The sequence below is a fragment of the Amycolatopsis sp. NPDC102522 genome (assembly GCF_055584485.1).
This window is the reverse complement of record NZ_JBVJLY010000005.1, coordinates 104,077-125,753: the sequence shown is the minus strand read 5'-3', so window position 1 is coordinate 125,753 and position 21,677 is coordinate 104,077. Positions and strand designations below refer to the sequence as shown.

General features: G+C 69.6%; 20 protein-coding genes. 10 read left to right on the top strand and 10 right to left on the bottom strand.

Going from position 1 to position 21,677, the window contains the following annotated elements:
- Nucleotides 1–11: 11 nt before the first annotated feature.
- A complete protein-coding gene (locus ACZ6YV_RS15890) occupies nucleotides 12–890 on the top strand; it encodes a sterol desaturase family protein (protein WP_465510276.1) in 879 nt (292 codons plus the stop codon).
- On the opposite strand, the gene ACZ6YV_RS15885 is transcribed toward ACZ6YV_RS15890, so the two are convergent.
- Complete coding sequence (locus ACZ6YV_RS15885) at nucleotides 887–1,795, bottom strand: hypothetical protein (RefSeq protein ID WP_465510275.1); 909 nt, start codon at nucleotides 1,793–1,795, stop codon at nucleotides 887–889. The two genes, ACZ6YV_RS15890 and ACZ6YV_RS15885, sit on opposite strands and share 4 nt — an antisense overlap.
- Before the next feature lie 59 nt (nucleotides 1,796–1,854).
- Here ACZ6YV_RS15885 and ACZ6YV_RS15880 point away from each other — a divergent pair, with 59 nt between their 5' ends.
- From ACZ6YV_RS15880 to ACZ6YV_RS15865, 4 genes are read left to right on the top strand one after another with little or no spacing between them, the layout of a single operon-like run.
- On the top strand, nucleotides 1,855–4,224 hold the full coding sequence (locus tag ACZ6YV_RS15880; protein WP_465510274.1) for an FHA domain-containing protein: 2,370 nt from the start codon (nucleotides 1,855–1,857) through the stop codon (nucleotides 4,222–4,224).
- The gene (locus ACZ6YV_RS15875) at nucleotides 4,221–5,447 is read left to right on the top strand and encodes a glycosyltransferase family 4 protein (protein ID WP_465510273.1); all 1,227 of its coding nucleotides are present in this window, start codon (nucleotides 4,221–4,223) and stop codon (nucleotides 5,445–5,447) included. The genes ACZ6YV_RS15880 and ACZ6YV_RS15875 overlap by 4 nt, the downstream gene beginning before the upstream one ends.
- On the top strand, nucleotides 5,441–6,148 hold the full coding sequence (locus ACZ6YV_RS15870) for a class I SAM-dependent methyltransferase (RefSeq protein ID WP_465510272.1): 708 nt from the start codon (nucleotides 5,441–5,443) through the stop codon (nucleotides 6,146–6,148). Before ACZ6YV_RS15875 ends, ACZ6YV_RS15870 begins: the two co-directional genes overlap by 7 nt.
- A complete protein-coding gene (locus ACZ6YV_RS15865; RefSeq protein WP_465510271.1) occupies nucleotides 6,145–7,110 on the top strand; it encodes a prenyltransferase/squalene oxidase repeat-containing protein in 966 nt (321 codons plus the stop codon). Before ACZ6YV_RS15870 ends, ACZ6YV_RS15865 begins: the two co-directional genes overlap by 4 nt.
- 339 nt (nucleotides 7,111–7,449) lie before the next feature.
- Here the strand turns inward: ACZ6YV_RS15865 and whiA are convergent, their stop codons facing one another.
- From whiA to uvrC, 4 genes are read right to left on the bottom strand one after another with little or no spacing between them, the layout of a single operon-like run.
- Complete coding sequence (gene whiA / locus ACZ6YV_RS15860; protein ID WP_061980674.1) at nucleotides 7,450–8,439, bottom strand: DNA-binding protein WhiA; 990 nt, start codon at nucleotides 8,437–8,439, stop codon at nucleotides 7,450–7,452.
- Nucleotides 8,430–9,434: a gluconeogenesis factor YvcK family protein gene (locus ACZ6YV_RS15855; RefSeq protein WP_465510270.1), complete on the bottom strand. Its 1,005-nt coding sequence runs from the start codon at nucleotides 9,432–9,434 to the stop codon at nucleotides 8,430–8,432. The genes whiA and ACZ6YV_RS15855 overlap by 10 nt, the downstream gene beginning before the upstream one ends.
- Nucleotides 9,421–10,278 carry an RNase adapter RapZ gene (gene rapZ / locus ACZ6YV_RS15850; protein ID WP_191254737.1) on the bottom strand — a complete coding sequence of 286 codons (858 nt, stop codon included), beginning with the start codon at nucleotides 10,276–10,278 and terminating at the stop codon, nucleotides 9,421–9,423. Before rapZ ends, ACZ6YV_RS15855 begins: the two co-directional genes overlap by 14 nt.
- A gap of 50 nt (nucleotides 10,279–10,328) precedes the next feature.
- The gene (gene uvrC / locus ACZ6YV_RS15845) at nucleotides 10,329–12,287 is read right to left on the bottom strand and encodes an excinuclease ABC subunit UvrC (protein ID WP_465510269.1); all 1,959 of its coding nucleotides are present in this window, start codon (nucleotides 12,285–12,287) and stop codon (nucleotides 10,329–10,331) included.
- A gap of 249 nt (nucleotides 12,288–12,536) precedes the next feature.
- On the opposite strand from uvrC, the gene ACZ6YV_RS15840 reads away from it, so the two are divergent.
- Nucleotides 12,537–13,274 carry a S1 family peptidase gene (locus tag ACZ6YV_RS15840; RefSeq protein WP_465510268.1) on the top strand — a complete coding sequence of 246 codons (738 nt, stop codon included), beginning with the start codon at nucleotides 12,537–12,539 and terminating at the stop codon, nucleotides 13,272–13,274.
- A 94-nt stretch (nucleotides 13,275–13,368) separates the two neighbouring features.
- The gene (locus ACZ6YV_RS15835) at nucleotides 13,369–14,148 is read left to right on the top strand and encodes an exodeoxyribonuclease III (protein WP_465510267.1); all 780 of its coding nucleotides are present in this window, start codon (nucleotides 13,369–13,371) and stop codon (nucleotides 14,146–14,148) included.
- Between the two features lie 224 nt (nucleotides 14,149–14,372).
- Here ACZ6YV_RS15835 and ACZ6YV_RS15830 read toward each other — a convergent pair whose 3' ends face one another.
- The 5 genes from ACZ6YV_RS15830 to rpe form a co-directional block, all read right to left on the bottom strand.
- Nucleotides 14,373–14,816 (bottom strand): PH domain-containing protein, encoded by a 444-nt coding sequence (locus tag ACZ6YV_RS15830; RefSeq protein WP_465510266.1) that lies wholly within the window; start codon nucleotides 14,814–14,816, stop codon nucleotides 14,373–14,375.
- A 17-nt stretch (nucleotides 14,817–14,833) separates the two neighbouring features.
- Nucleotides 14,834–15,340: a 6,7-dimethyl-8-ribityllumazine synthase gene (gene ribH, locus ACZ6YV_RS15825; protein WP_101606755.1), complete on the bottom strand. Its 507-nt coding sequence runs from the start codon at nucleotides 15,338–15,340 to the stop codon at nucleotides 14,834–14,836.
- The gene (locus ACZ6YV_RS15820; RefSeq protein WP_465510265.1) at nucleotides 15,337–16,611 is read right to left on the bottom strand and encodes a bifunctional 3,4-dihydroxy-2-butanone-4-phosphate synthase/GTP cyclohydrolase II; all 1,275 of its coding nucleotides are present in this window, start codon (nucleotides 16,609–16,611) and stop codon (nucleotides 15,337–15,339) included. The genes ribH and ACZ6YV_RS15820 overlap by 4 nt, the downstream gene beginning before the upstream one ends.
- A gap of 53 nt (nucleotides 16,612–16,664) precedes the next feature.
- Nucleotides 16,665–17,288 (bottom strand): riboflavin synthase, encoded by a 624-nt coding sequence (locus ACZ6YV_RS15815; RefSeq protein WP_378237809.1) that lies wholly within the window; start codon nucleotides 17,286–17,288, stop codon nucleotides 16,665–16,667.
- Nucleotides 17,289–17,400: 112 nt separating this feature from the next.
- Complete coding sequence (gene rpe / locus ACZ6YV_RS15810) at nucleotides 17,401–18,069, bottom strand: ribulose-phosphate 3-epimerase (protein WP_465510406.1); 669 nt, start codon at nucleotides 18,067–18,069, stop codon at nucleotides 17,401–17,403.
- Between the two features lie 146 nt (nucleotides 18,070–18,215).
- Between rpe and ACZ6YV_RS15805 the strand changes: the two genes are divergently transcribed.
- The 3 genes from ACZ6YV_RS15805 (at nucleotide 18,216) to phoA (ending at nucleotide 21,610) form a co-directional block, all read left to right on the top strand.
- Entirely contained in the window at nucleotides 18,216–19,451 is a 1,236-nt protein-coding gene (locus ACZ6YV_RS15805) for a sensor histidine kinase (protein ID WP_465510264.1), read from the top strand.
- Nucleotides 19,448–20,107, top strand: a complete 660-nt coding sequence (locus ACZ6YV_RS15800) for a response regulator transcription factor (RefSeq protein WP_465510263.1) — start codon at nucleotides 19,448–19,450, stop codon at nucleotides 20,105–20,107. The genes ACZ6YV_RS15805 and ACZ6YV_RS15800 overlap by 4 nt, the downstream gene beginning before the upstream one ends.
- A 117-nt stretch (nucleotides 20,108–20,224) precedes the next feature.
- Nucleotides 20,225–21,610: an alkaline phosphatase gene (gene phoA / locus ACZ6YV_RS15795; RefSeq protein ID WP_465510262.1), complete on the top strand. Its 1,386-nt coding sequence runs from the start codon at nucleotides 20,225–20,227 to the stop codon at nucleotides 21,608–21,610.
- Nucleotides 21,611–21,677 lie beyond the last annotated feature (67 nt).

The following is a 21,677-nucleotide window of genomic DNA, read 5'->3' as shown; positions in this document are numbered from 1 at the left end:
GGTGCGGCGCGGTGGCGGATTTTCTTGCCCATCTGAGTGACCCGGTACTGATGGCGACACCGGTGTTCCTGCTGTTCGTCGCGATCGAGATCCTCGCGCTGCACGTGCTGGGCCACGACGACAACGTCATCGGCTACAGCGTCAAGGACACCCGGACCAGCATGTCCATGGGCGCGGTGGCGGTGGTGATCAACGGCGTCTTCCGCATCGGCATGCTCTTCGTGTTCGCCGCGCTCTACGAACTGGCGCCGGTGAAGTTCAGCCCGCACGACTGGTGGACCTGGGTCCTGATGCTGCTGGGCCAGGAAGTCGTCTTCTACGCCTACCACCGGGCGAGCCACCGCGTCCGGCTCATGTGGGCGGGCCACCAGGTGCACCATTCGAGCGAGCACTACAACTTCTCGACAGCGCTGCGGCAGAAGTGGACCCCGTATTTCCAGCTGCCGTTCTGGTCGATCCTCGCCTTCGCCGGCATCCCGCCGTGGATGATCCTCACCGGACTGTCGATCGACCTCGTCTACCAGTTCTTCGTGCACACCGAGAAGATCCGGAAGCTGCCGCGCTGGTTCGAGTACGTGTTCAACACGCCTTCACACCATCGTGTGCACCACGGCAGCGACCAGGAGTACCTGGACGCGAACTACGGCGGCATCCTGATCATCTGGGACCGGCTGTTCGGCAGCTTCGTACCCGAGGGCAAGCGGCCGACCTACGGGCTGACCAAGAACGTCGAGTCCCACAACCTGCTCAAGGTCGGTTTCCACGAGTACGGCTCGATCCTGCGCGACGTCCGCGCGGCCGGATCGTGGCGGGACAAACTCGGGTACGTGTTCGGCCCGCCGGGCTGGCAGCCCGCGGCGGTCAAGGCGCTGAGCGCCGCCGCGAGCTAGGACAACGCCTTGGAGAGGACCTCGCCGGTCCGGCGCTTGGCGAGGTAGAACGCCGCCTCGTGCGGTTTCGCCCCGTTGTCGACCGTGTATCCGCTGTCCAGGACGCCGTCTGCGCCGGGGAACAGCGGGCCGAGGTCCGGTTTCGCGGCGACGAGGTCGTCCCGATCGGCCAGGTTCACCCAGCTCGCGACGCCGGGCGGGACGGACGGCGGTTGCGGGCGGGTCCGTTCGTAGACCACCGTGCGCAGGCCGAGCGGCGACCCCAGGGTGAGCAGCAACGGCAGTGGGCGGCCGTGCAGATGGGCGGCTTCGTAGGCGACGACGGAACCGAGCGAGTGCCCGATGATCGCCTCGGTCTCCGGTCCGATGTGCTCGGCGACGCGATCCTGCACCTGTTTCCGGATCGTCTCGTCGGTGAGGTACAGCGTCACCTGTCTGAGCGCCTTGACCACCACGCGTTCGGCGAACGCCACCCCGAGCCTCGCGAACGGCCGCAGCCGCACCAGCGCGTTCAGCACCGGACGGGCCGCCGCGCGGACGCCTTGGTACTCCTCGGAGGCACCGCCAAGCTGCGTCAGATCGGTCCGCGCCCGGTTCCGATCGCTTTCCCGAGACGACCGGGAGGCCGCGTTCCGGAGCCACTCCGCCGCCAGCGCCTCGGCGAGCCCCCACTCTTCGACGGTCAGTTCGTCTGCGCCGCCCTGCTGGCCGTCGCGGAGGAAAAGGTCGCCGTAGAAGGCCATCCGCGCGTCGCCGGGCCGGGAGTCACGCCACAGGGCGTCGGCCAGCGCGGGATCGCCGGCGAGCCGGACCCCGCCCGCGAGGCTCGGCAGCCATTCCGCCTCGAGGGTGTCCGCGGACTTCTGTTCCTGGGCGATGCCGTGCACCAGAACGATCCGAGCCATGGCGCACAGTATCGTCGAAGTGCTTGCCGGTGCACCGCCGATGAGACAAAGTGATCTCCGTGGGAGAGCGGAGGTCGTTGGTCGTCGCGTCGCAATGCGATTCGCTGAACCTTCTCTCGTTCCTCCCCGACGTCGGCCACGAGGTTTCGACGGCCTTGCTGGATCCCGGTATCGGCGGCTGTGTCCCCGCCCTCGCGGACGGCCGCGGCCTGCTGGTCGACCCGACGATGACCGAACTCGACGACGCGCTGGCCGAGGCGTTCGAACGCGCGTCGGAGGACGAGGCGACGCTTTTCCTGTCGCTCGTCGGGCACGGCGAATACGCCGCCGACGACTTCTACTTCCTCACCAAGGAAACCAGCCTGCCGGTGGACAGCCGGAAGTCGTTCCTGTTCGCCCAGCGGATCAAGGAACTGCTCGGCCGTCATTCGACGCTCGACGGCCTGGTCATCCTGCTCGACACCTGCCACGCGGGGATCGGCGCGCTGCAGGCGGGGAGGCGCTGGCTGCGGATCGTCGGCGAAGCGGGCAGGCGGTTCGACCTGCTCACCGCGTCCGACGACCGCGTCGCCGCCAACGGCTGCTTCAGCCGCTCGCTGGTCACCGTCCTGCGTTCGGGGCACACGAGTTTCGGCGAACACGTCCGCTGCGCGGATCTCAAGCGGGTCATCACCGGGCTGTGCCCGGCGCAGACCGCGATCCATCTCGGTTTCGACGGCACCCGCGAGGTGGTCGGAGCCGATCAGGGACTGTGGCTGGCGCTCAACTCCTCCCCCGCGTGGCGTCGTTCGCCGCTGGCGGGCAACCCCGCGGCGCCGGACATCGAGCGGTTGACCGCGAACTACCGGCAGAAGCCGGAGCTCGGGGAGACCGTCGGGCACCTGCTCACCGGGGCTCGCCTGGTCGCGATCACCGGTGAGGCCGGTGCCGGGAAATCGGCGACGCTGGCCGCGCTCGCCCGCCCGTCGGTGGCGGAATCCTATGTGCCGCCGGACTTCCTGCACGCCGTGCTGTTCGCCGCCCGCGGGCAGACCGCGGAACAGCTCGCGCGGGAGCTGGCCCGCCAGCTACGGCACACGATCCCGTGGTTCGCCGAGTCCAGCGAGAGCTTCCTGAGCACCCTCGACGAGAGCGCGCGCAACGGCGCAAGCGCTTTCGATCTGGCCATTCTCGGCCCGCTGCGGACCGTCACTCCACAGTGGACGGCAAGCCCGGTGCGGATCGCGATGGACGGGCTGGACGACCTCGACCCGGACGTCGCCTCGCGCCTGAGCGGCTTCCTGCGAAGCCTGTCCACCGATCCGGACCTGTCGTGGGTGAAGACGGTGGTGGCGACGCGGGCTCCGGAGAACCTACCGGGCGCGAAAGTGGTGCGCCTGTCTCCGGCGCCTGGTCTCCCCTGGCAGGATCCCCCGATCATCGGGGACCCGGGACCCACACAGGGGAGTGGGGAGCCTATGCCCCGTCCGATGGGAGACGAACGAACAGAGCCCGCCCACGACGCCGGTTCGGTCACGTCTCCGACGATCACGCCCGCCTCGCTGATCATCGACGTCCCGGGCCAACCTCCCGTCAACCACGAACTCTCCTTCGGGATCACCACCCTCGGCCGCAGCCGCCAAGCCGGTCTCCGCCTCACCGATTCGCGGGTCTCCCGCATGCAGTGCAAAATCCGCTGGAACGGCGAGAACGCGTGGCTGACCGACCTGGACTCGGCCAACGGCACCTACGTCAACGGGGAGCGGGTGCTGAGCGTCGAGCTGTCGCATCGCGATGTGGTCCGGGTCGGCGATTCGACCGTCACCTTCATCAGCGTCGGCCAGGAGGAGCAATGGCCGGAAGCCGACGAAGACACCGGCTCGATAGCCTCACCCCGCCCGGCTCAAGCGATCTTGCTGGACCTGCTGCACCTGGCGGCCTCTCGTGGACCGATCCCGATCTCGATCCTGACCAAGGCGAGCGCGGCGAGCGGCGGTCCGGACAGGACGGTTTACGTCCGGGACGTGCTGGCCGGGCTGGGCGGCACGGTGAGCCGGGCGGCGGCGGGGCTGCCGACCGAGACCGTGCTGTGGACCGGTGACGCGGCCTCGCCGCCTCCCGGCGACGCGGCGCGGCTGCATGCCCGGCTGGCGGCCGCGGCCGGCGAGGTCGAACCGCCCTCCGGCACCGCGGAACCGACGAACGAGCAGAATTACGCCTCCGCCAACGAAGCGGAGCATCTGTGGCTGGCGGGTCTGCGAGAGGACGCGCTCCTCTCACTGGAACGCCGTGCGTCCGGCATCCCTCTCGAAAATCGGGAACGCTGGGCCATGTGGTCGCGACGCGCGGCCCGGGAACTGGGCGAGGCCGACCCCATCACGTCACGCTGCGAGACCTGGCACGGGTTCTGGGTGAGGAAGACGGCCGAACCACCGGGGAATGATCGGTGACGGCCCTGCGGATAGCCCTGCTGAGTTACCGGGGAAATCCTCGTTCCGGCGGGCAAGGCGTGTACGTACGGCATCTGAGCCGCGCACTCGCCGGGCTGGGCCACCGGGTCGAGGTGCTGGCCGGGCCGCCTTACCCGGAGGTCGAAGACGGTGTGCGGCTGACGAAGTTGCCGGGACTCGATCTGTTCGCCGAGCCGAACCCGTTCCGCACCCCGCGACTGGCGGAGCTCCGCGACCTGCCCGCTTGGGTGGAGTTCCTCGGTATGCGGCGCGGTGGCTTTCCCGAGCCGCTGGCCTTCTCACTGCGCGCCGCCCGGTACCTCTCGAAGCGACGGCACGAATTCGACGTCGTGCACGACAATCAGGGGCTCGGCTACGGAATGCTCCACTGTGGACTTCCGACGATAGTGACGATCCACCACCCCATCGCGGTGGACCGTGATTTGAAACTCGCCACCGTCACCGGCCGGGAGGCGGACCGGGTCAACCGGTGGTACGGCTTCGTCCACATGCAACATCGTGTCGCACGACGGCTGCCCGCACTCACGGTCTCCCACGCCTCAGGCGAAGCGATCACTCGTGAGATGGGGGTCCCGAAGAACCGGATTCGGGTCGTACCGCTCGCGGCAGACAGCCGGATCTTCAAGCCCAGACCCGGTATCGCGCGGGTGCCGGGCAGGGTCGTCACCACCGCCAGCGCGGACGAACCCCTCAAAGGCCTGGACGTCCTGCTCAAGGCCTGGGCGAAGGTCGACGGCGAACTGGTCGTGGTGGGCAAGCCGAAATCGGGTGGACCGACTGAGCGGGCCATGGCGGACCTCGGTCCCGCAGCGAATGTGCGATTCGTCAACGGTCTCTCGGACGACGACCTGGCAGGGCTTCTCTGTTCGGCGGAGGTCGTGTGCGTGCCGTCGCTGTTCGAAGGCTTCTCGCTGCCCGCGGCGGAGGCGATGGCTTGTGGGACACCGGTGGTGGCCACGACCGCGGGCGCACTGCCCGAAGTCGTCGGGGACGCCGGAATCCTGGTGCCGCCCGGCGATCCCGGCATCCTCGCGGACGCGATCAACGCGCTCCTCGGCGACGGCGGGCATCGTGCCGAACTCTCGGCGCGAAGTCTTGCCGCCGCGGCGAAGTTGAGCTGGCGGCGAACAGCGGAGAAGACCGCGGCCTGCTACCGGGAGATCCTCGGCAGGGCACCGGAACAGGAGCGTGCCGAGTGCTGACCGTCGATTTCGACCGATTCCGCGTCGGCCCGGGAGACCGGGTGCTCGACATCGGCTGCGGTGACGGGCGGCACGCCTATGCGGCCTACAAACGGGGCGCGGACGTGATCGCCGCGGATCTCGACGACACCGCGCTGAAGGACGTTCGGGACATGTTCGCCAACATCGCCGAAGCCGGAGAAGCCCCGGCCTCGGCGTCGGCACTGACGGTCCGCGCGAACGCCCTTCGGCTTCCCTTCCCGGACGGCGCGTTCAACCGGGTGATCGTGGCGGAAACACTGGAACACATCCACGCCGACCGTGCCGTGCTCGCGGAGATAAGCCGGGTTCTGGCTCCCGGCGGCCTGGTCGTGGCGACCGTGCCCCGCTGGTGGCCGGAGCGGATCTGCTGGCTGCTTTCGGACGAGTACCACGAGGTCGAAGGCGGGCACATCCGGATCTACCGGCGCGGCGAACTCCTCGGACGCCTGCGCGAGGCGGGCTTGCACCCCCTGGGCGGTCATCACGCGCACGCGCTGCATTCGCCCTACTGGTGGCTGAAATGCGCGGTCGGCCCCGATACCGATCACCGGCTTTGCGAGTTGTACCACCGATTCCTGGTGTGGGACATCATGCGGAGCCCCCGTCCGGTCCGGTTCACCGAACGGTTGCTGAACCCGGTACTCGGCAAAAGCCTCGTCGTCTACGCGCGCAAGCCATGAAGACCGCAGCGGCCACGATCGCCGCCGTACAGCGGCCGGACGGCGGGATTCCCTGGCAGGCAGGCGGTCACCTCGACCCGTGGAACCACATCGAAGCAGCGATGGGCCTCGACGTCGCCGGGATGCACACGGAAGCGGAAGCCGCCTACGACTGGCTCGCCCGCACTCAACGAACCGACGGCTCCTGGGCAGCCGAGTATCGAGACGGCGAAGCCACCTTGTCCACTATGGACACCAACTTCACGGCCTATGTCGCCGTCGGAGTCAGGCACCATTTTCTGGCGACCGCCGACCGGACGTTCGTGGAACGCTTGTGGCCCGTGGTGGACCGTGCCCTCGACGCCGTCGTGCGGTGTCAGCAGCCATCGGGCGCCATCGCCTGGCGAGCCGATCCCCTGGTCCGGCTGGTCGCCGGGTGCAGCAGCATCCACCACGCGCTGAACCAGGCGCTCGCGCTCGCTCGCGCGGTGGGGCAGGACCGGCCCCGGTGGGTCCTCGCGGCACGGCGGCTGCGGACCGCGCTCGTCGAAGAGCCGGATCTGTTCGCCGCGAAGCCGCACGCGATGGATTGGTACTACCCGGTTCTGGGTTCGGTGCTGACCGGATCCGAGGCGACGGCACGGATCGAGGCCGGTTGGAGCCGATTCGTCGAACCGGGCTTCGGCGTGCGGTGCGTCCACCACGAACCGTGGGCGACCGGCGGCGAGACGGCCGAACTGGCTCTCACCCTCGCCACCCGCGGTGACCGGGCGCGTGCCGCCGAGCTCCTCGGGTGCGTCGCCCGGCTGAGGCACGACGACGGCTCGTACTGGACCGGCTACCAGTTCGCGGACGGGGAGTTCTGGCCGGACGAACGCACCACGTGGACAGCGGGAGCCGTCCTTCTGGCCACCGCCGCGGTGCGGGGCGACGCGGCGACTTGCGAGGTCTTCGGCGAAACGCCCCCTGAGCCCCGTGTTTAGTCCTCTGATTGCGATCGATGCACGCGCAAGGACCGCACTTGGAGGACGAAATGCGGGAGGCGGGGCAAAGGTTTCATGCCGGTGGACGTAGCCGGTGACCTATGGGGCGCGGTGCTTCCGCACAACGACCGCAACCCATCCGACGCTGCTGCGGCGAAGGGGTTGCGAAAGTGGCTTTCGCAACACGACACGAAGAACCCACCCCTACCGACGCCTCACCGCCACTTCGGACGTCGCGAAAGCCACTCTCGGGACGTCTGATGTCTCGAAAGTGGCTTTCGCGACACCCTCCAGGCGCGACACCAAAGACCGCAGTCAGAGGGCGAAAAGCGGGAGGGGCTAGGCCTCGTCTTCTTCCAGCATGTCCGGGGTCACCGCGGATTCGGTGTCCGGGATGCCTTGTTCCTTCGCCTTTTTGTCGGCCATCGCGAGCAGGCGGCGGATCCGGCCGGCGACGGCGTCCTTGGTCATCTGCGGGTCGGACAGCTGGCCCAGTTCTTCGAGCGAGGCCTGCCTGTTCGACAGCCGCAGTTTGCCCGCGGCGAGCAGGTGGTCCGGAGCGGACTCGCCAAGGATGTCCAGCGCCCGCTCCACCCGGGCCGCCGCCGCGACGGCCGCGCGGGCCGAGCGCCGCAGGTTGGCGTCGTCGAAGTTCGCGAGCCTGTTCGCGGTGGCGCGCACTTCGCGGCGCATCCGCCGTTCTTCCCAGGCGAGCACGCTCGTGTGCGCGCCGAGGCGGGTCAGCAGGGCACCGATGGCGTCACCGTCGCGCACCACGACCCGGTCCGCGCCGCGGACCTCACGTGACTTGGCCTGGATGCCCATCCGCCGAGCCGCTCCGACGAGCGCCAGCGCGGCCTCGGGGCCGGGGCAGGTGACTTCGAGTGACGACGAGCGGCCGGGTTCGGTGAGCGAACCGTGCGCCAGGAACGCGCCACGCCACGCGGCTTCCGCGTCGGCGACGCCACCGGACACGACGGCGGCGGGCAGTCCGCGCACCGGGCGGCCACGCTGGTCGATCAAGCCGGTCTGCCGGGCGAGCCCCTCCCCGTCCTTGACCACCCGGACGACGTATCGCGTGCCCTTGCGCAAGCCGCTGGAGGAAATGACGTGTACGTCGGACTGGTGTCCGTACAGTTCGTGGATCTCCTTGCGCAGCCGCCTCGCCACCGAACCGGTGTCGAGTTCGGCCTCCACCACGACGCGGCCGGCCACGATGTGCAGCCCTCCCGCGAATCGCAGCATCGACGCGACCTCCGCGCGGCGCGGGCCGATCTTGGTGATTTCCAGTCGGCTCAGCTCGTCCTTCACGGCGGCGGTCATCGCCATCGCTGCCCCTCCATACCTTCAGCTCCTCCCCCGGTGAGACCGAGAGCGTCCCGCATACAGCCCGCGAGCGCATCAGGATCATGCCGCCCCGTCACGACCGGGTCAGCCACCGCCCCCAGCAACGCCCGCGCGCCGAGTTCCCCGGCCGCGTCCCGCAACCGGGCTGGTGAGGGCACCGAGTCACGATCCGCGATCACCGCGTCCACCCGCAATTCCGGGGCGTGTTCGAAGAGTACGTCCAAATGCTTCTCCGGGGAGAATCCCGCAGTCTCCCCCGGTTGGGGGATCAGGTTGAGGATGACCACCTTCGTGGCGTCCGTTCGGAGCAACGCGTCGTGCAGATCCGGCACCAGCAGATGCGGCAGCACACTGGTGAACCACGACCCCGGGCCGAGGAACACCACGTCCGCGCGGAGCACGGCCTCGATCGCTTCAGGACACCCCCGCGGCGGCCTGTCGGCCTGCCCTGTCGGGTGCAGGCTGATCCGGTGCACCTGCCCCGGTGTCGTCGCCACCGCCACCTGACCGCGAATCCGCCGGAGTGCCTCGGGGTTCTCGGCGTCCAGGCCCGAAACCTCCCCTTGGATTTCCAGCGGTTCGGGTGACATCGGCAGGACCCGGCCGGAGATGCCCATCAGCCTGCTCGCCTCGTCGAGCGCGGCGACCGGGTCGCCGAGCACCTCGAACAGCCCGGCCAGCAACAGGTTCCCGACGGCGTGCCCGGCGAGCGCGCCGTCACCGCCGAAGCGGTGCTGGAACACCTCCGCCCACAGGGTTCCGCCGTCTTCGGCGGCGAACGCCGCGAAGGCCTGCCGCAGGTCACCCGGCGGCAACAACCCGAGTTCCCGGCGCAGCCTGCCGGACGACCCCCCGTCGTCGGCGACGGTGACCACGGCCGTGACCTGCGAGGTCACCCGGCGCAACGCGGTGAGGGTGGCGTGCAGGCCATGCCCGCCCCCCAGTGCCACCGCACGCGGCTCGCTACTCGCGGCCAAGGTCGCGGTGCACCACCTTCACGGCCATCCCGTCCTCATTGGACAGACGCTGGGCGAGTTCCTCGGAAATGGCGACGCTGCGGTGCTTCCCGCCCGTGCAGCCGACGGCCAGCGTCAGGTACCGCTTGCCCTCGCGCTTGTAGCCCGCGCCGATCAGGCGCAGCAGCTGGTGGTAGCGGTCGAGGAACTCGTCCGCGCCTTCCTGGCTGAGCACGTAGTTGCGGACCTCGCCCTCCAGGCCGGTGTGCTCGCGCAGCTCCGGGATCCAGAACGGGTTCGGCAGGAACCGGACGTCCATCACCAGGTCGGCGTCCATCGGCAGGCCGTACTTGTAGCCGAACGACAGGACCGTGACTCGGGTCTGGGTGCTGGCCTCGGAACCGAAGGCGTCCTCGATCTTGGCGCGCAGGTCGTGCACCGAAAGCGACGACGTGTCGAGCACGAGGTCGGCCTCTTCCCGCAGCGGCTCCAGCAGCGTGCGCTCGGCGGTGATGCCGTCGGCGAGCCTGCCGTCGCCCTGCATCGGGTGCCCGCGGCGGACGGCCTCGAACCGGCGCACCAGCACCGCGTCGGTCGCCTCCAGGAACAGGACGCGCGGCTTGTAGCCACGGGCGTCGAGGTCCTTGATGACCGACGCCAGGTCGTCGGTGAACGCGCGCGAGCGCACGTCCATCACCACGGCGACCTTGGTGATCGCGCCCCGCGCCTGCGCGCCGAGCTCGACCATGGTGGCGATCAGCTCGGGCGGCAGGTTGTCCACCACGAACCAGCCCAGATCCTCCAGGCATTTCGCGGCGGTACTGCGGCCCGCTCCGGACAGCCCGGAAACGACCGCGACCTCCATTCCGGATCCGCGGCCTTCTTCTTGCGCACTCACGATGGTCCTTTCCCCGATCACGTACTACCAGACTCCCCCGCCGCCGCGGACTCCCCTGCGAGTGCCGCGACGACCGCTTCCGCGGTGCGCCTGCCGAAGCCGGGCACCGCCTCGATCTCCTCGAGTCTTGCTTCGCGGAGTTTCTTCACCGAGCCGAAATGCTTGATCAGCGCGGTACGACGAGCCTGCCCCAGTCCCGGCACACCGTCCAATGCGGACACCTGCATCCGCTTGGACCGCTTCTCCCGGTGGTACCGGATGGCGAAGCGGTGTGCCTCGTCGCGCAGCCGCTGCAGCAGGTACAGCGCGTCGGAGGTGCGCGGCAGGATCACCGGATCGGGGTCGCCCGGCAGCCACACCTCCTCCAGGCGCTTCGCCAGGCCGACGACGGCGACGTCGGTGATGCCCAGTTCGGAGAGGACGTCCGCGGCCGCGGTGGCCTGCGGGCCCGCGCCGTCGACGACGAGCAGGTTCGGCGCGTAGGCGAACTTGCGCGGCTTGCCGGTCTCCGGGTCGATGCCCGGGCGGTCCGGATCGACCTCGACGCCCTCGGCGTTTTCCTTGAGGTACCGGGAAAAACGGCGGCGGACGACCTCGGCGATCGACGCGACGTCACCTTCCTCCGCGGCCTCGCGCAACGCGAAACGCCGGTACTCGGACTTGCGCGGGATCCCGTCTTCGAACACCACGAGCGACGCCACCACGTCACTGCCCTGGATATGGCTGATGTCGACGCATTCGATGCGCAGCGGCGCGGTTTCCAGCGCCAGGTAGTCCTGCAGTTCCGCCAGCGCGGCCGAGCGGGCCGTGAGGTCGCCGGCGCGGCGAAGTTTGTGCTGGGTGAACGCCTCGCCTGCGTTACGCGTCACCGTCTCCGCGAGCGCGCGTTTGTCCCCGCGCTGCGGCACCCGCAGGCTCACCCTCGAACCGCGCAGCCCGGAAAGCCAGTCACCGAGGGCTTCCGCGTCGGCGGGCAGTTCGGGGACGAGCACCTCGCGCGGCACCGGCGACCCGAGGGCGGGGTCGTCCGCGCGTTCGGCCTCTTCGCCGTAGAACTGCGTGAGGAAGTGGTCGACGAGGTCCTTGACGTCCATCTCCTCGGCCTTGTCGATCACCCAGCCGCGCTGGCCGCGCACCCGGCCGCCGCGCACGTGGAAGACCTGGACAGCGGCTTCGAGTTCGTCGTGGGCGAAGGCGACGACGTCGGCGTCCGTACCGTCGCCGAGCACCACCGCCTGCTTCTCCATCGCCCGCCGGAGCGCGCCGAGGTCGTCGCGCAGCCGGGCGGCGCGCTCGAACTCGAGCTCTTCGGACGCGGCCGTCATTTCCTGTTCCAGGCGGCGGATCAGCGCGTCGGTGCGGCCGGCGAGGAAGTCACAGAAGTCTTCGACGATGTCCCGGTGCTCGTCGGCGGAGACCTTGCCGACGCACGGCGCGGAGCATTTGCCGATGTAGCCGAGCAGGCAGGGCCTGCCGATCTGGCCGTGCCGCTTGAAGACGCCGGCCGAGCAGGTGCGCGCCGGGAAGACCCGGAGCAGCAGGTCGAGCGTCTCGCGGATGGCCCAGGCATGCGCATACGGCCCGAAGTACCGCACGCCCTTCCTGCGCGCGCCGCGATAGACGTGCAGGCGCGGGAACTCCTCGTTCATCGTGACGGCGAGCATCGGATAGCTCTTGTCGTCGCGATAGCGGACGTTGAACCGCGGGTCGAACTCCTTGATCCAGTTGTACTCGAGCTGGAGCGCCTCGACCTCGGTGCCGACCACGGTCCACTCGACGCTCGCCGCCGTCGTCACCATCTGGCGCGTGCGCGGGTGCAAGCCGGTGATGTCGGCGAAGTAGGAGTTCAGCCTGCTGCGGAGGCTTTTCGCCTTGCCGACATAGATGACCCTCTTCGTGGCGTCACGAAATTTGTACACGCCAGGGGCGTCCGGGATGCTCCCCGGCGAGGGACGGTAGGTGGTCGGGTCAGCCACGTCGTCAAGCCTATGGGGCACCACCGACAGTCTTACGAGCCCCCGCCCTAAGACCGGGTCCGGTCAACCCTTCGAGTGGCCATTCCCACGATCCGGTCCGTATTTCACTACGTATACCGACCTAAGTCGGGTATTCGGGCGGAACCGACGTTCGTTGGTTCCTAGCGAGTGAACTGGGTGATTACTTTCCGTCCCAGTTCCACTTCACTCGGTTCTTCGTCAGATGACGCTCGAAAGGACTCCTGCACCGTGAGCCGTCTTCGTACGCTGGGCGCCGCCACCCTCGCCGCCGCAGCCCTCACCATGACCGCCGGCGCGGTCGCCTCCGCGGGCACCCCCACCGGTGTCCAGCCCAACATCGTGGGCGGCGGCACCGCCCCCACCGTGAGCTGGGGTGCCCAGGTCTACGTCAACACCCCGGGCCGTCAGTGGGACGGCTTCAACTGCTCCGGCAGCGTCATCGCCCAGCGCTGGGTCCTGACCGCCAAGCACTGCCTCGACTCCGACGGCACCGGCATGCGGGTCCGTGTCGGCAGCAACCAGCTCCAGGGCGGCCGCGTGATCGCCGTCGACCGCAAGGTGTCCTCGCCCGCGGGCTCCGACATCTCGCTGCTGCACCTGGCCTCGGACGCCGGTGTCACGCCGATCGGCCTGGCCAGCTCGAACCCGTCGAGCGGGTCCACCAACCAGCTCTACGGCTGGGGCCGTGAGACCCCGACCGGCCCGCCCGCCTCGGCGCTGAAGGTGGCCAACGTCCGCGTCAGCGGCAGCTCCTCGGACGCCTACGGCGGCCCGGCCATCCAGAGCGTCGGCATCAACGGTTCGGCGTGGAAGGGCGACTCGGGCGGCCCCCAGGTCTCCAACGGCGTCCAGGTCGGTGTCGCTTCGACCGTGCAGAACCAGAGCGGCTCGAACACCCGCGGCACCAACAACTACGGCAGCGTCGCTTCGGCCCGCTCCTGGATCCGCACGACCGCCGGGGTCTGACCTCTTCCCCGGCGGGGCCCCTCCGAGACGCGACCCGTCTCGGAGGGGCCCCTTTCGCGTCAGGATGTCGGTGGGGTGTGGGACGCTCGCGGGCATGCGGATCGCGACCTGGAACGTGAACTCGATCGGGCCCCGGCTGCCGAGAGTGCTGGACTGGCTCGGCTCGGCCCAGCCGGACGTCCTGTGCCTGCAGGAACTCAAGAGCGGCACCGATGCCTTCCCCGTCGACGCCGTGCGGGAAGCGGGCTACGAGACCGCCGCGTACGGCATCGGGCGCTGGAACGGCGTGGCCATCCTCTCCCGCGTCGGCCTGGAAGACGTGACGCGCGGCCTGACCGGCGAGCCCACCTTCGAAGACAAGACCGACGCGCGGGCCATCGGCGCCACCTGCGGCGGGGTGCGGCTGTGGTCGGTGTACGTGCCGAACGGGCGCGACCTCGAGAACCCGCACTACGAATACAAACTCGCCTGGCTCTCGGCGCTGGAGGCGACCGTGCGGGAGGAGCAGGCGCGCGGCCTGCCGTTCGCGGTGCTCGGCGACTTCAACATCGCGCCCGCAGACGAGGACGTCTGGGACATCGGCGTGTTCGCCGAGTCGACGCACGTGACCGAGCCGGAGCGGAAGGCGCTCGCGGCGCTGCGCGATCTCGGCCTGTCCGACGTGTTCCCACGGCCGCTGAAGTACGACCACCCATTCACGTACTGGGACTACCGGGCCGGGAACTTCCCGAACAACAAGGGAATGCGGATCGACCTCGTGTACGCCGACTCCCGTGTCTCCGGCGCGGTCACGGATTCCTATGTGGACCGTGACGCGAGGAAGGGCAAGGGGCCCTCGGATCACGCGCCGGTCGTGGTGGATCTTTCGCTTTAGGGGGCCTTCACGTACTTCAGCGACCATCGTGCCGAACCGCGGAGGGCCGGGTGGGCCGTGAGGCTGGAGGGAGGCGACATCCGACGGTGAGCCACTGGGGGTCCGTGAACCCTGAGGGACGGAAGGCCCAGCGCGCCCCGCCCCCGAGTGTTATGAAGGGGGCTTTCATCGCAAATTTTGCGATGAAAGCCCCCTTCATAACACTCGAAAGAGCGCGAAGAGCGTCAGCCGTTCCAAGCCGCCTTGTGCAGCCGCCGCAGCGCCCGCACCGCGGCCACCGCGCGGTCCCGGTCCACCGCCTGCACGGCCATGACCGAGTAGTACTCGTCGTCCGGCAGCTCCAGCCGCGCCCACGAAGCCCCGTCCGGGAAGCTCACCGAAAGCACTTCGCTCCAAGCGAACTTCTTCGTCAGCAGCACGTTCCGGACCTCGATGCCGTCGGCGTCGGCCTTCACGCGCGCGGTCGCGAACAGCATCGTGCCCGCGGCGAGCAGGACCCCGATGCCGATCATCGCCGCCTGGTCGGACGGCTGGAAGATCACGCCGGTGTCCGAGCCGCGCAGCAGTACCGCGACGACCACGAACGTCGCCAGCAGGATCACCGCCAGCACCGAGCACATCACCAGCGCACGGCGGGGCCGCACCACCACGACCTCGGACTCTGTCATCACACCTGCCTCGACGCTCACACGAAGCCCCGCTCGGTCCACGGCTGCCGCAGGTTCCGCAGCGCGTGCGCGGCGTCCAGCGCGGCGACGGTCGCTTCGTAGCCCTTGTCCTCGACGGAGCCGGGCAGGCCGGACCGGTCGAGGGCCTGCTGCTCGGTGTCGCAGGTGAGCACGCCGTTGCCGACGGGGGTGCTCTCGTCGAGCGCGACCCTGGTCAAGCCCGCGGTGACCGCGTCACAGACGTACTCGAAGTGCGGCGTCCCGCCCCGGACGACCACGCCCAGCGCGACGACGGCGTCGTGCGTGCGGGCCAGCGCCTGCGCGGCAACGGGCAGTTCGACGGCGCCCGCGACACGCACGACCGTCGGCTCTTCCTCCAGGTCGGCCGCCTTGGCCGCCTCGAGGGCACGGTCCAGCAGGGCGCTCGTGATCTTCGTGTGCCAGCGCGTGGCCACGATCCCGAGGCGGATGTTCTTACAGTCGGACAGGTCGAGTTCGACGTCCGGACGGCCCTCGCCGCTCACCGCGTGCCACCTCCGTTGCCCTGGTCGACTTCGGCGCCGACCTGGTCGTAATGCTCCAGCTGGGACAGGTCGTGCCCCATCCGGTCCCGCTTGGTCTTGAGGTAGCGCAGGTTCTCCGGGTTCGGCGAGATCGGCAGCGACACCCGCCCGGTGACCCGCAGGCCGTATCCCTCCAGGCCGACCCGCTTGGCCGGGTTGTTCGTCAGCAGCCGCATCGAGCGGACGCCGAGGTCGCACAGGATCTGCGCGCCGGTGCCGTAGTCCCGCGCGTCGGCGGGGACGCCGAGCTGCAGGTTCGCGTCGACGGTGTCCGCGCCGGCGTCCTGCAGCTGGTAGGCCTGCAGTTTGTGCAGCAGCCCGATGCCGCGGCCCTCGTGACCGCGGATGTAGAGCACGACGCCGCGGCCTTCCTTGGCCACCGCTTCGAGCGCCGCCTCCAGCTGCGGGCCGCAGTCGCAGCGCAGCGAGCCGAAGACGTCGCCGGTGAGGCATTCGGAGTGCACGCGGACCAGGATGTCCTCGCCGTCGGCGATCTCGCCGTAGACGAACGCGATGTGCTCGATGCCGTCGAGCAGGCTGTCGTAGCCGACCGCGCGGAACGTGCCCGCCGTCAGCGGGATGCGCGCCTCGGCGACCCGCTCGACCTGCTTCTCGGTGCGCCGCCGGTACGCGATCAGGTCGGCGATGGTGATCATCTTGAGGTCGTGGTCCGCGGCGAAGACCTCGAGCTCGTCGCGGCGGGCCATGTCGCCCTCGTCCTTCTGCGACACGATCTCGCAGAGCACGCCGGACGGCGAGAGCCCGGCGAGGCGGGCCAGGTCGACGGAGGCCTCGGTGTGCCCGGGGCGCCGCAGGACGCCGCCCTGCTTGGCGCGCAGCGGGACCACGTGGCCGGGACGCCGGAAGTCCGCCGCCGTGGACGCCGGGTCGGCGAGCAGCCGGACGGTGTGCGAGCGGTCGGCCGCGGAGATGCCGGTGGTGATGCCCGCGGCGGCGTCGACCGTGACGCTGTACGCGGTGCCGCGCTGGTCCTGGTTCGTGTGGTACATCGGCGGCAGGTCGAGCCTGTCCGCCTCGGCCTCGGTCAGCGCCACGCAGACGTACCCCGAGGTGTAGCGCACCATGAAGGCCATCAGTTCGGGCGTGGCCTTCTCCGCCGCGAAGATCAGGTCGCCTTCGTTCTCACGGTCCTCGTCGTCCACCACGACGACCGGACGGCCCGCCTTGATATCGGCGATCGCCGCCTCGATGAGCTCGGCGTTCACGGCCACCCCGCCTCCACAGGGGGTCAGATCAGCCGACCCCGGAATCGCACTCGTCCCACTCACGCCCGCTCCTCCGTACCGCCATTGTCCCCCTGCGCGCGCAGGTGCGGCATGGCCAGCTTCTCCACGTACTTGGCGACCACGTCGACCTCGAGGTTCACCAGGTCGCCCGGGGTGTTCCGGCCGAGCGTGGTGAGTTCGAGAGTGGTCGGGATCAAGGCGACCGCGAACTCCTCGTCGGTCACCGAAGCGACCGTGAGGGAGACGCCGTCGACCGCGATCGACCCCTTCTCGACCACGTACCTGGCCAGTTTGCCCGGCAGGGCGAACGAGGTGAGCCCCTGTTCGTCCCGCTTGAGGAAGACGCCGGTGCCGTCGACATGGCCCTGCATGATGTGCCCGCCGAGCCTGCCGCCCGCCGGCGTCGCGCGTTCGAGGTTCACGACGTCGCCGACGTGTACCTTCGCGAGGCTGGAGCGCTGCAGGGTTTCGTGCACGACATCGACGGTAAACTCACCGCCCGCCACCGCGACCACGGTGAGGCACACGCCACTCACCGCGATGGAGTCGCCGTGACCGGCGTCGCTGGTCACCAGCGGCCCCCGTACGGTCAGCCGCGCGGCGCTGGGGACCTGCTCGACCGCGGTGACCTCGCCGAGTTCCTCGACAATGCCGGTGAACACTCCTGCTGCCCTCCTCCTGGGTCGCACCGTCGCTGGAACGGTGCTTGCCCCATCCAACACCCAACGGGGCCGTTTCCTTCTCCTGACCCGATAGGTGGATCAAGAGCCGGGATCAGCCGCGGGCGCGGGCCGCCTGCTCGCGCAGCGCCGCGACGGCCTTACCAGGGTCTTCGGCGCCGTAGACGGCGGAACCGGCGACGAAGCAGTCCACGCCGGCCTCGGCGGCCCGCTCGATGGTGTCGGCGTTGATCCCGCCGTCGATCTCGACGACGAGCTTGAGGTGCCCGGTGTCGACCAGGCGACGCGCGGTGCGCACCTTGTCGAGGACGCCCTCGATGAACGACTGGCCGCCGAAGCCGGGCTCGACCGACATCACCAGCAGCGTGTCGTAGTGCTTGAGGGTGTCGAGGTGGTCCTCGATCGGCGTGTTCGGCTTGATCGACAGCCCGGCCTTCGCCCCGGCGGCACGGAGGTTCTTCGCCAGCGCGACAGGGTCGTGCGCGGCCTCGACGTGCACGGTGACGTTGTAGGCGCCCGCCTCGGCGTACCCGATGGCCCATTTGTCGGGATTCTCGATCATCAGGTGGCAGTCGATCGGCACGTCGGTGGACTTGATCAGCGACTGCACCACGGGCAGCCCGAGCGTCAGGTTCGGCACGAAGTGCGCGTCCATGACGTCCACGTGGACCCAGTCGGCGCGCGTGTCGCCTTCACCCGCGACGGCGCGGATCTCGTCGCCGAGCCGGGCGAAGTCCGCGGATAGGATGCTGGGTGCGATCAAAGGTCGGTGAGCCACGCGCCCGAGTGTAGGAGGACGCCGCTAACGCCCGCTAACCGGCTGTGACCGGCGCCGGTGGTCTTGAGGATGACGCGAAATGGCCCCGGAGTGGGAGGTGCACGCACGCGGCGCCGAATAGCGTTCTGGTCATGGTCAACCCACTCACAACCCTGGTGCGGATCGGTAGTTACCGCAGCGTGCCCTTCGGTCTCCTCGGCATGGCGGCGACGGCGGTCCCGTTCCCGATCGCGCTCATCCCCGCCGTCCTCCTCCCCGGCGACGCGAGGGTGAAGCTCGTCTACGGGATGCTCGCGATGGGCGTCCTGGTCGGGCTGATCGGGTTGGCCGGGCCGATGCGGCGCGTCGGCATCTGGTTCTCCAACCAGATGCTGGGCACCCGGATCGCGCAGCCCCCGCCACACACCAAGATCGCCTGGGCCGAACGCTGGCGTTCGGCGGCCTGGCTGCTCCTGCACACCGGGCTCGGCTGGGTGCTCTTCGGGATCGGCTGCTTCCTGATGATCGGCTTCGCGTTCGCCGTGATCTGGCTGGGCGGCGGTGGCAGCCCCATCGAGTTCTTCGGCGAACGGGTCACGATCGAAGCCGGTGCCGCCGGGCTGTGGACGCTGCCGATCGCGCTGGTCACGCTCGTCGTCATCGCGTACGTCCTCGCCGGTTTCACCAAGCTCTTCCAGTACAGCGCGCTCTCGCTGCTGGGCCCGTCGGCCGCCGAACGCGTCGCCGCGGCCGAGGTCCGGGCGAACCATTTCGAGCAGCGCAACCGGCTGGCTCGCGAACTGCACGACTCCATCGGCCACACCCTGACGACGTCGACCATCCAGGCCGCCGCGGCCGCCGAACTGGTCGATTCCGAACCGCGGCTGGTGCGCCGGGCGCTGGGCACCATCGAGGAGTCGTCCCGGGCGGCGCTCGAAGACCTCGACCACGTACTCGGCCTGCTGCGGGAAGACCGGTCGTCCCGTGAGCCCGAACGGAGGCTCCTCGAAGCCGGGACGCTGGCCGAGCGGGCCCGCGCGGGCGGCGCGGTGATCGACTACGAACTGACCGGGCCCGCCGCCGAACTGCCCGCGACCCTTTCGCGGGAGGCGTACCGGATCGTCCAAGAAGGACTGACGAACGCGTTGCGGCACGCCCATCCCGGGCCGGTGACCGTCCGGGTCGCGGTGCTCGCCGACGCGCTGCGGATCGAGATCGTGAACCCGCTCGTGGAGCACGCGGCCGCGTCCGGCCGCGGCGGCAACGGTCTGCCGGGGCTCACCGAACGCGTCGAGGCGCTGCGCGGCGAGCTCATCGCGGGGCCCGCGATCGACGGGGAACCGCTGTGGCGGCTGGTGACCACGATCCCGCTACGGTCACGCTCATGACCCTGCGTGTCCTGATCGTCGACGACGAACCGCTGCTGCGCGCCGGCTTGCGCTCGCTGCTGGACAACCAGCCCGACCTGACCGTGGTCGGCGAGGCGGGCGACGGCGGCGAGGTGGTCGGCCTGGTGCGGCGGGCGAATCCCGACGTGGTCCTGATGGACGTCCGGATGCCGCGCGTCGACGGGATCGAGGCGACCCGACGGATACTGGCAGAGATCCCCGAACCGCCGAAGGTCCTCGTGATCACGACGTTCGACAACGACGACTACGTCTACGACGCGCTGCTGGCCGGGGCGAGCGGGTTCCTGCTCAAGCGGGCGCGCAAGGAGGAGTTCGCGCACGCCATCCGGACCATCGCCGCCGGGGAAACGCTGCTGTTCCCCGACGCCATCCGGCGGATGGTCACCGCGCGCCCGGCGCCGTCTGGCCTGGCGCCACGGCCGTCGTCGCTGACGAAACGGGAGACCGAGGTGCTGCGGCTCATCGCCACCGGGATGTCCAATGTGGACATAGCAGCCGATCTGGTCATCAGTCTCGAAACCGTCAAAACCCATGTGGGCAACATCTTCGGCAAACTGGGCGCGGCCAACCGCAGTCAGGCGGTGGTGTTCGCTTACGAGAGCGGCGTCGTCGCACCGGGTCACAGCCTGCGCTAGCGGACGGCCGTTGTTCCACTCGCGTTCATCCGGAAACCCCCGGCCGCACACATGCGCGGTGACTAATGGGACTGCCCCGATCCCCGGGTATCCCCCAGTGTCACAAGGAGATTTTCGATGGCTTCGCTGTTCACAGGACGGCGCAAATGGCTCGCGGGCGGGGCGCTCGGCGTCACGCTGATCGCGCTGGCGCCCGCCGCTCTCGCCGCCGGCGACGACGCCCGCCTCGCCTCCGCGCAGGGTGACCGCACCCAGGACGTGCGCGCCGCGATCAAGGGCGGCCACGCCCGCAACGTCATCCTGTTCATCGGCGACGGCATGGGCCAGTCCGAGATCACCTCGGCGCGGAACTACGAGCGCGGCGCGGCCGGGCGGCTCGCGATGGACGGCCTCCCGCTCACCGGTGACTACACGACGTACGCGGTCGAGAAGAACAACCCCTCGAAGCCCGACTACGTGACCGACTCGGCCGCCTCCGGCACCGGATGGGCCACCGGCGTGAAGACCTACAACGGCGCGATCTCCGTCGACCCGTACGGCAACGCCGTCCCGTCGATCCTCGAGATCGCCAAGCGTTCGGGCCTGCGCACCGGCGACGTCACCACGGCCGAGGTCCAGGACGCCACCCCCGCGGTGCTCGGCTCGCACGTCGTCAACCGCGACTGCAAGGGCCCCGACGAGACCAGCAAGAAGTGCGCGGCCAACGCCAAGGAGAACGGCGGCGCCGGATCCATCGCCGAGCAGCTGGTGCAGACCAAGCCGGACGTCCTGCTCGGCGGCGGCGCGAAGTACTTCGACCAGCAGGTCAAGGCCGGGAAGTTCGCCGGCAAGACCGTGCTGGAGCAGGCGAAGTCCGCCGGCTACCAGGTGGTGAACACCGCGGCCGACCTCGACGCGGCCAAGCCGGGCAAGCCGCTGCTGGGTCTGTTCGCCGCCGGCAACATGCCGGTCAACTGGACCGGCCCCGCCGCCAAGCTGGGCGGCACCCCGCCGACCCGCTGCACGCCGAACCCCGCGCTGCCCAAGACGCAGCCGAAGCTGGCCGACCAGACCCGCAAGGCGCTCTCGCTGCTCGACGACCGCCGCAAGGACAAGGGTTTCTTCCTCCAGGTCGAGGGCGCGAGCATCGACAAGCAGGACCACGCCGCCGACCCGTGCGGCCAGATCGGTGAGACGATCGACTTCGACCAGGCCGTCGCGGCCGGGCTCGCGTTCGCACGCAGCAACCCCGAAACCCTGGTGATCGTCACCGGCGACCACGGCCACACCAGCCAGATCATCGGCAACGGCACCGTCAGCCCCGGCCAGACCGCGACCCTGATCACCAACGAGGGCGCGAACATGACCATCAACTACGGCACCGGCATGCCCGGCTCGTCGCAGGACCACACCGGCACGCAGATCCGCGTCGCGGGTTACGGGCCGCAGGCGGCGAACGTCGTCGGCCTGACCAACCAGACCGACCTCTTCGACACCTTGAAGCGCGCGCTGCGTCTGCGTTGATGGTGGGGCAGGCCCCCGATGAGGGGTGGGGGCCTGCCTCATGGTCGCGCGCGGCCGGTTTCCCTAG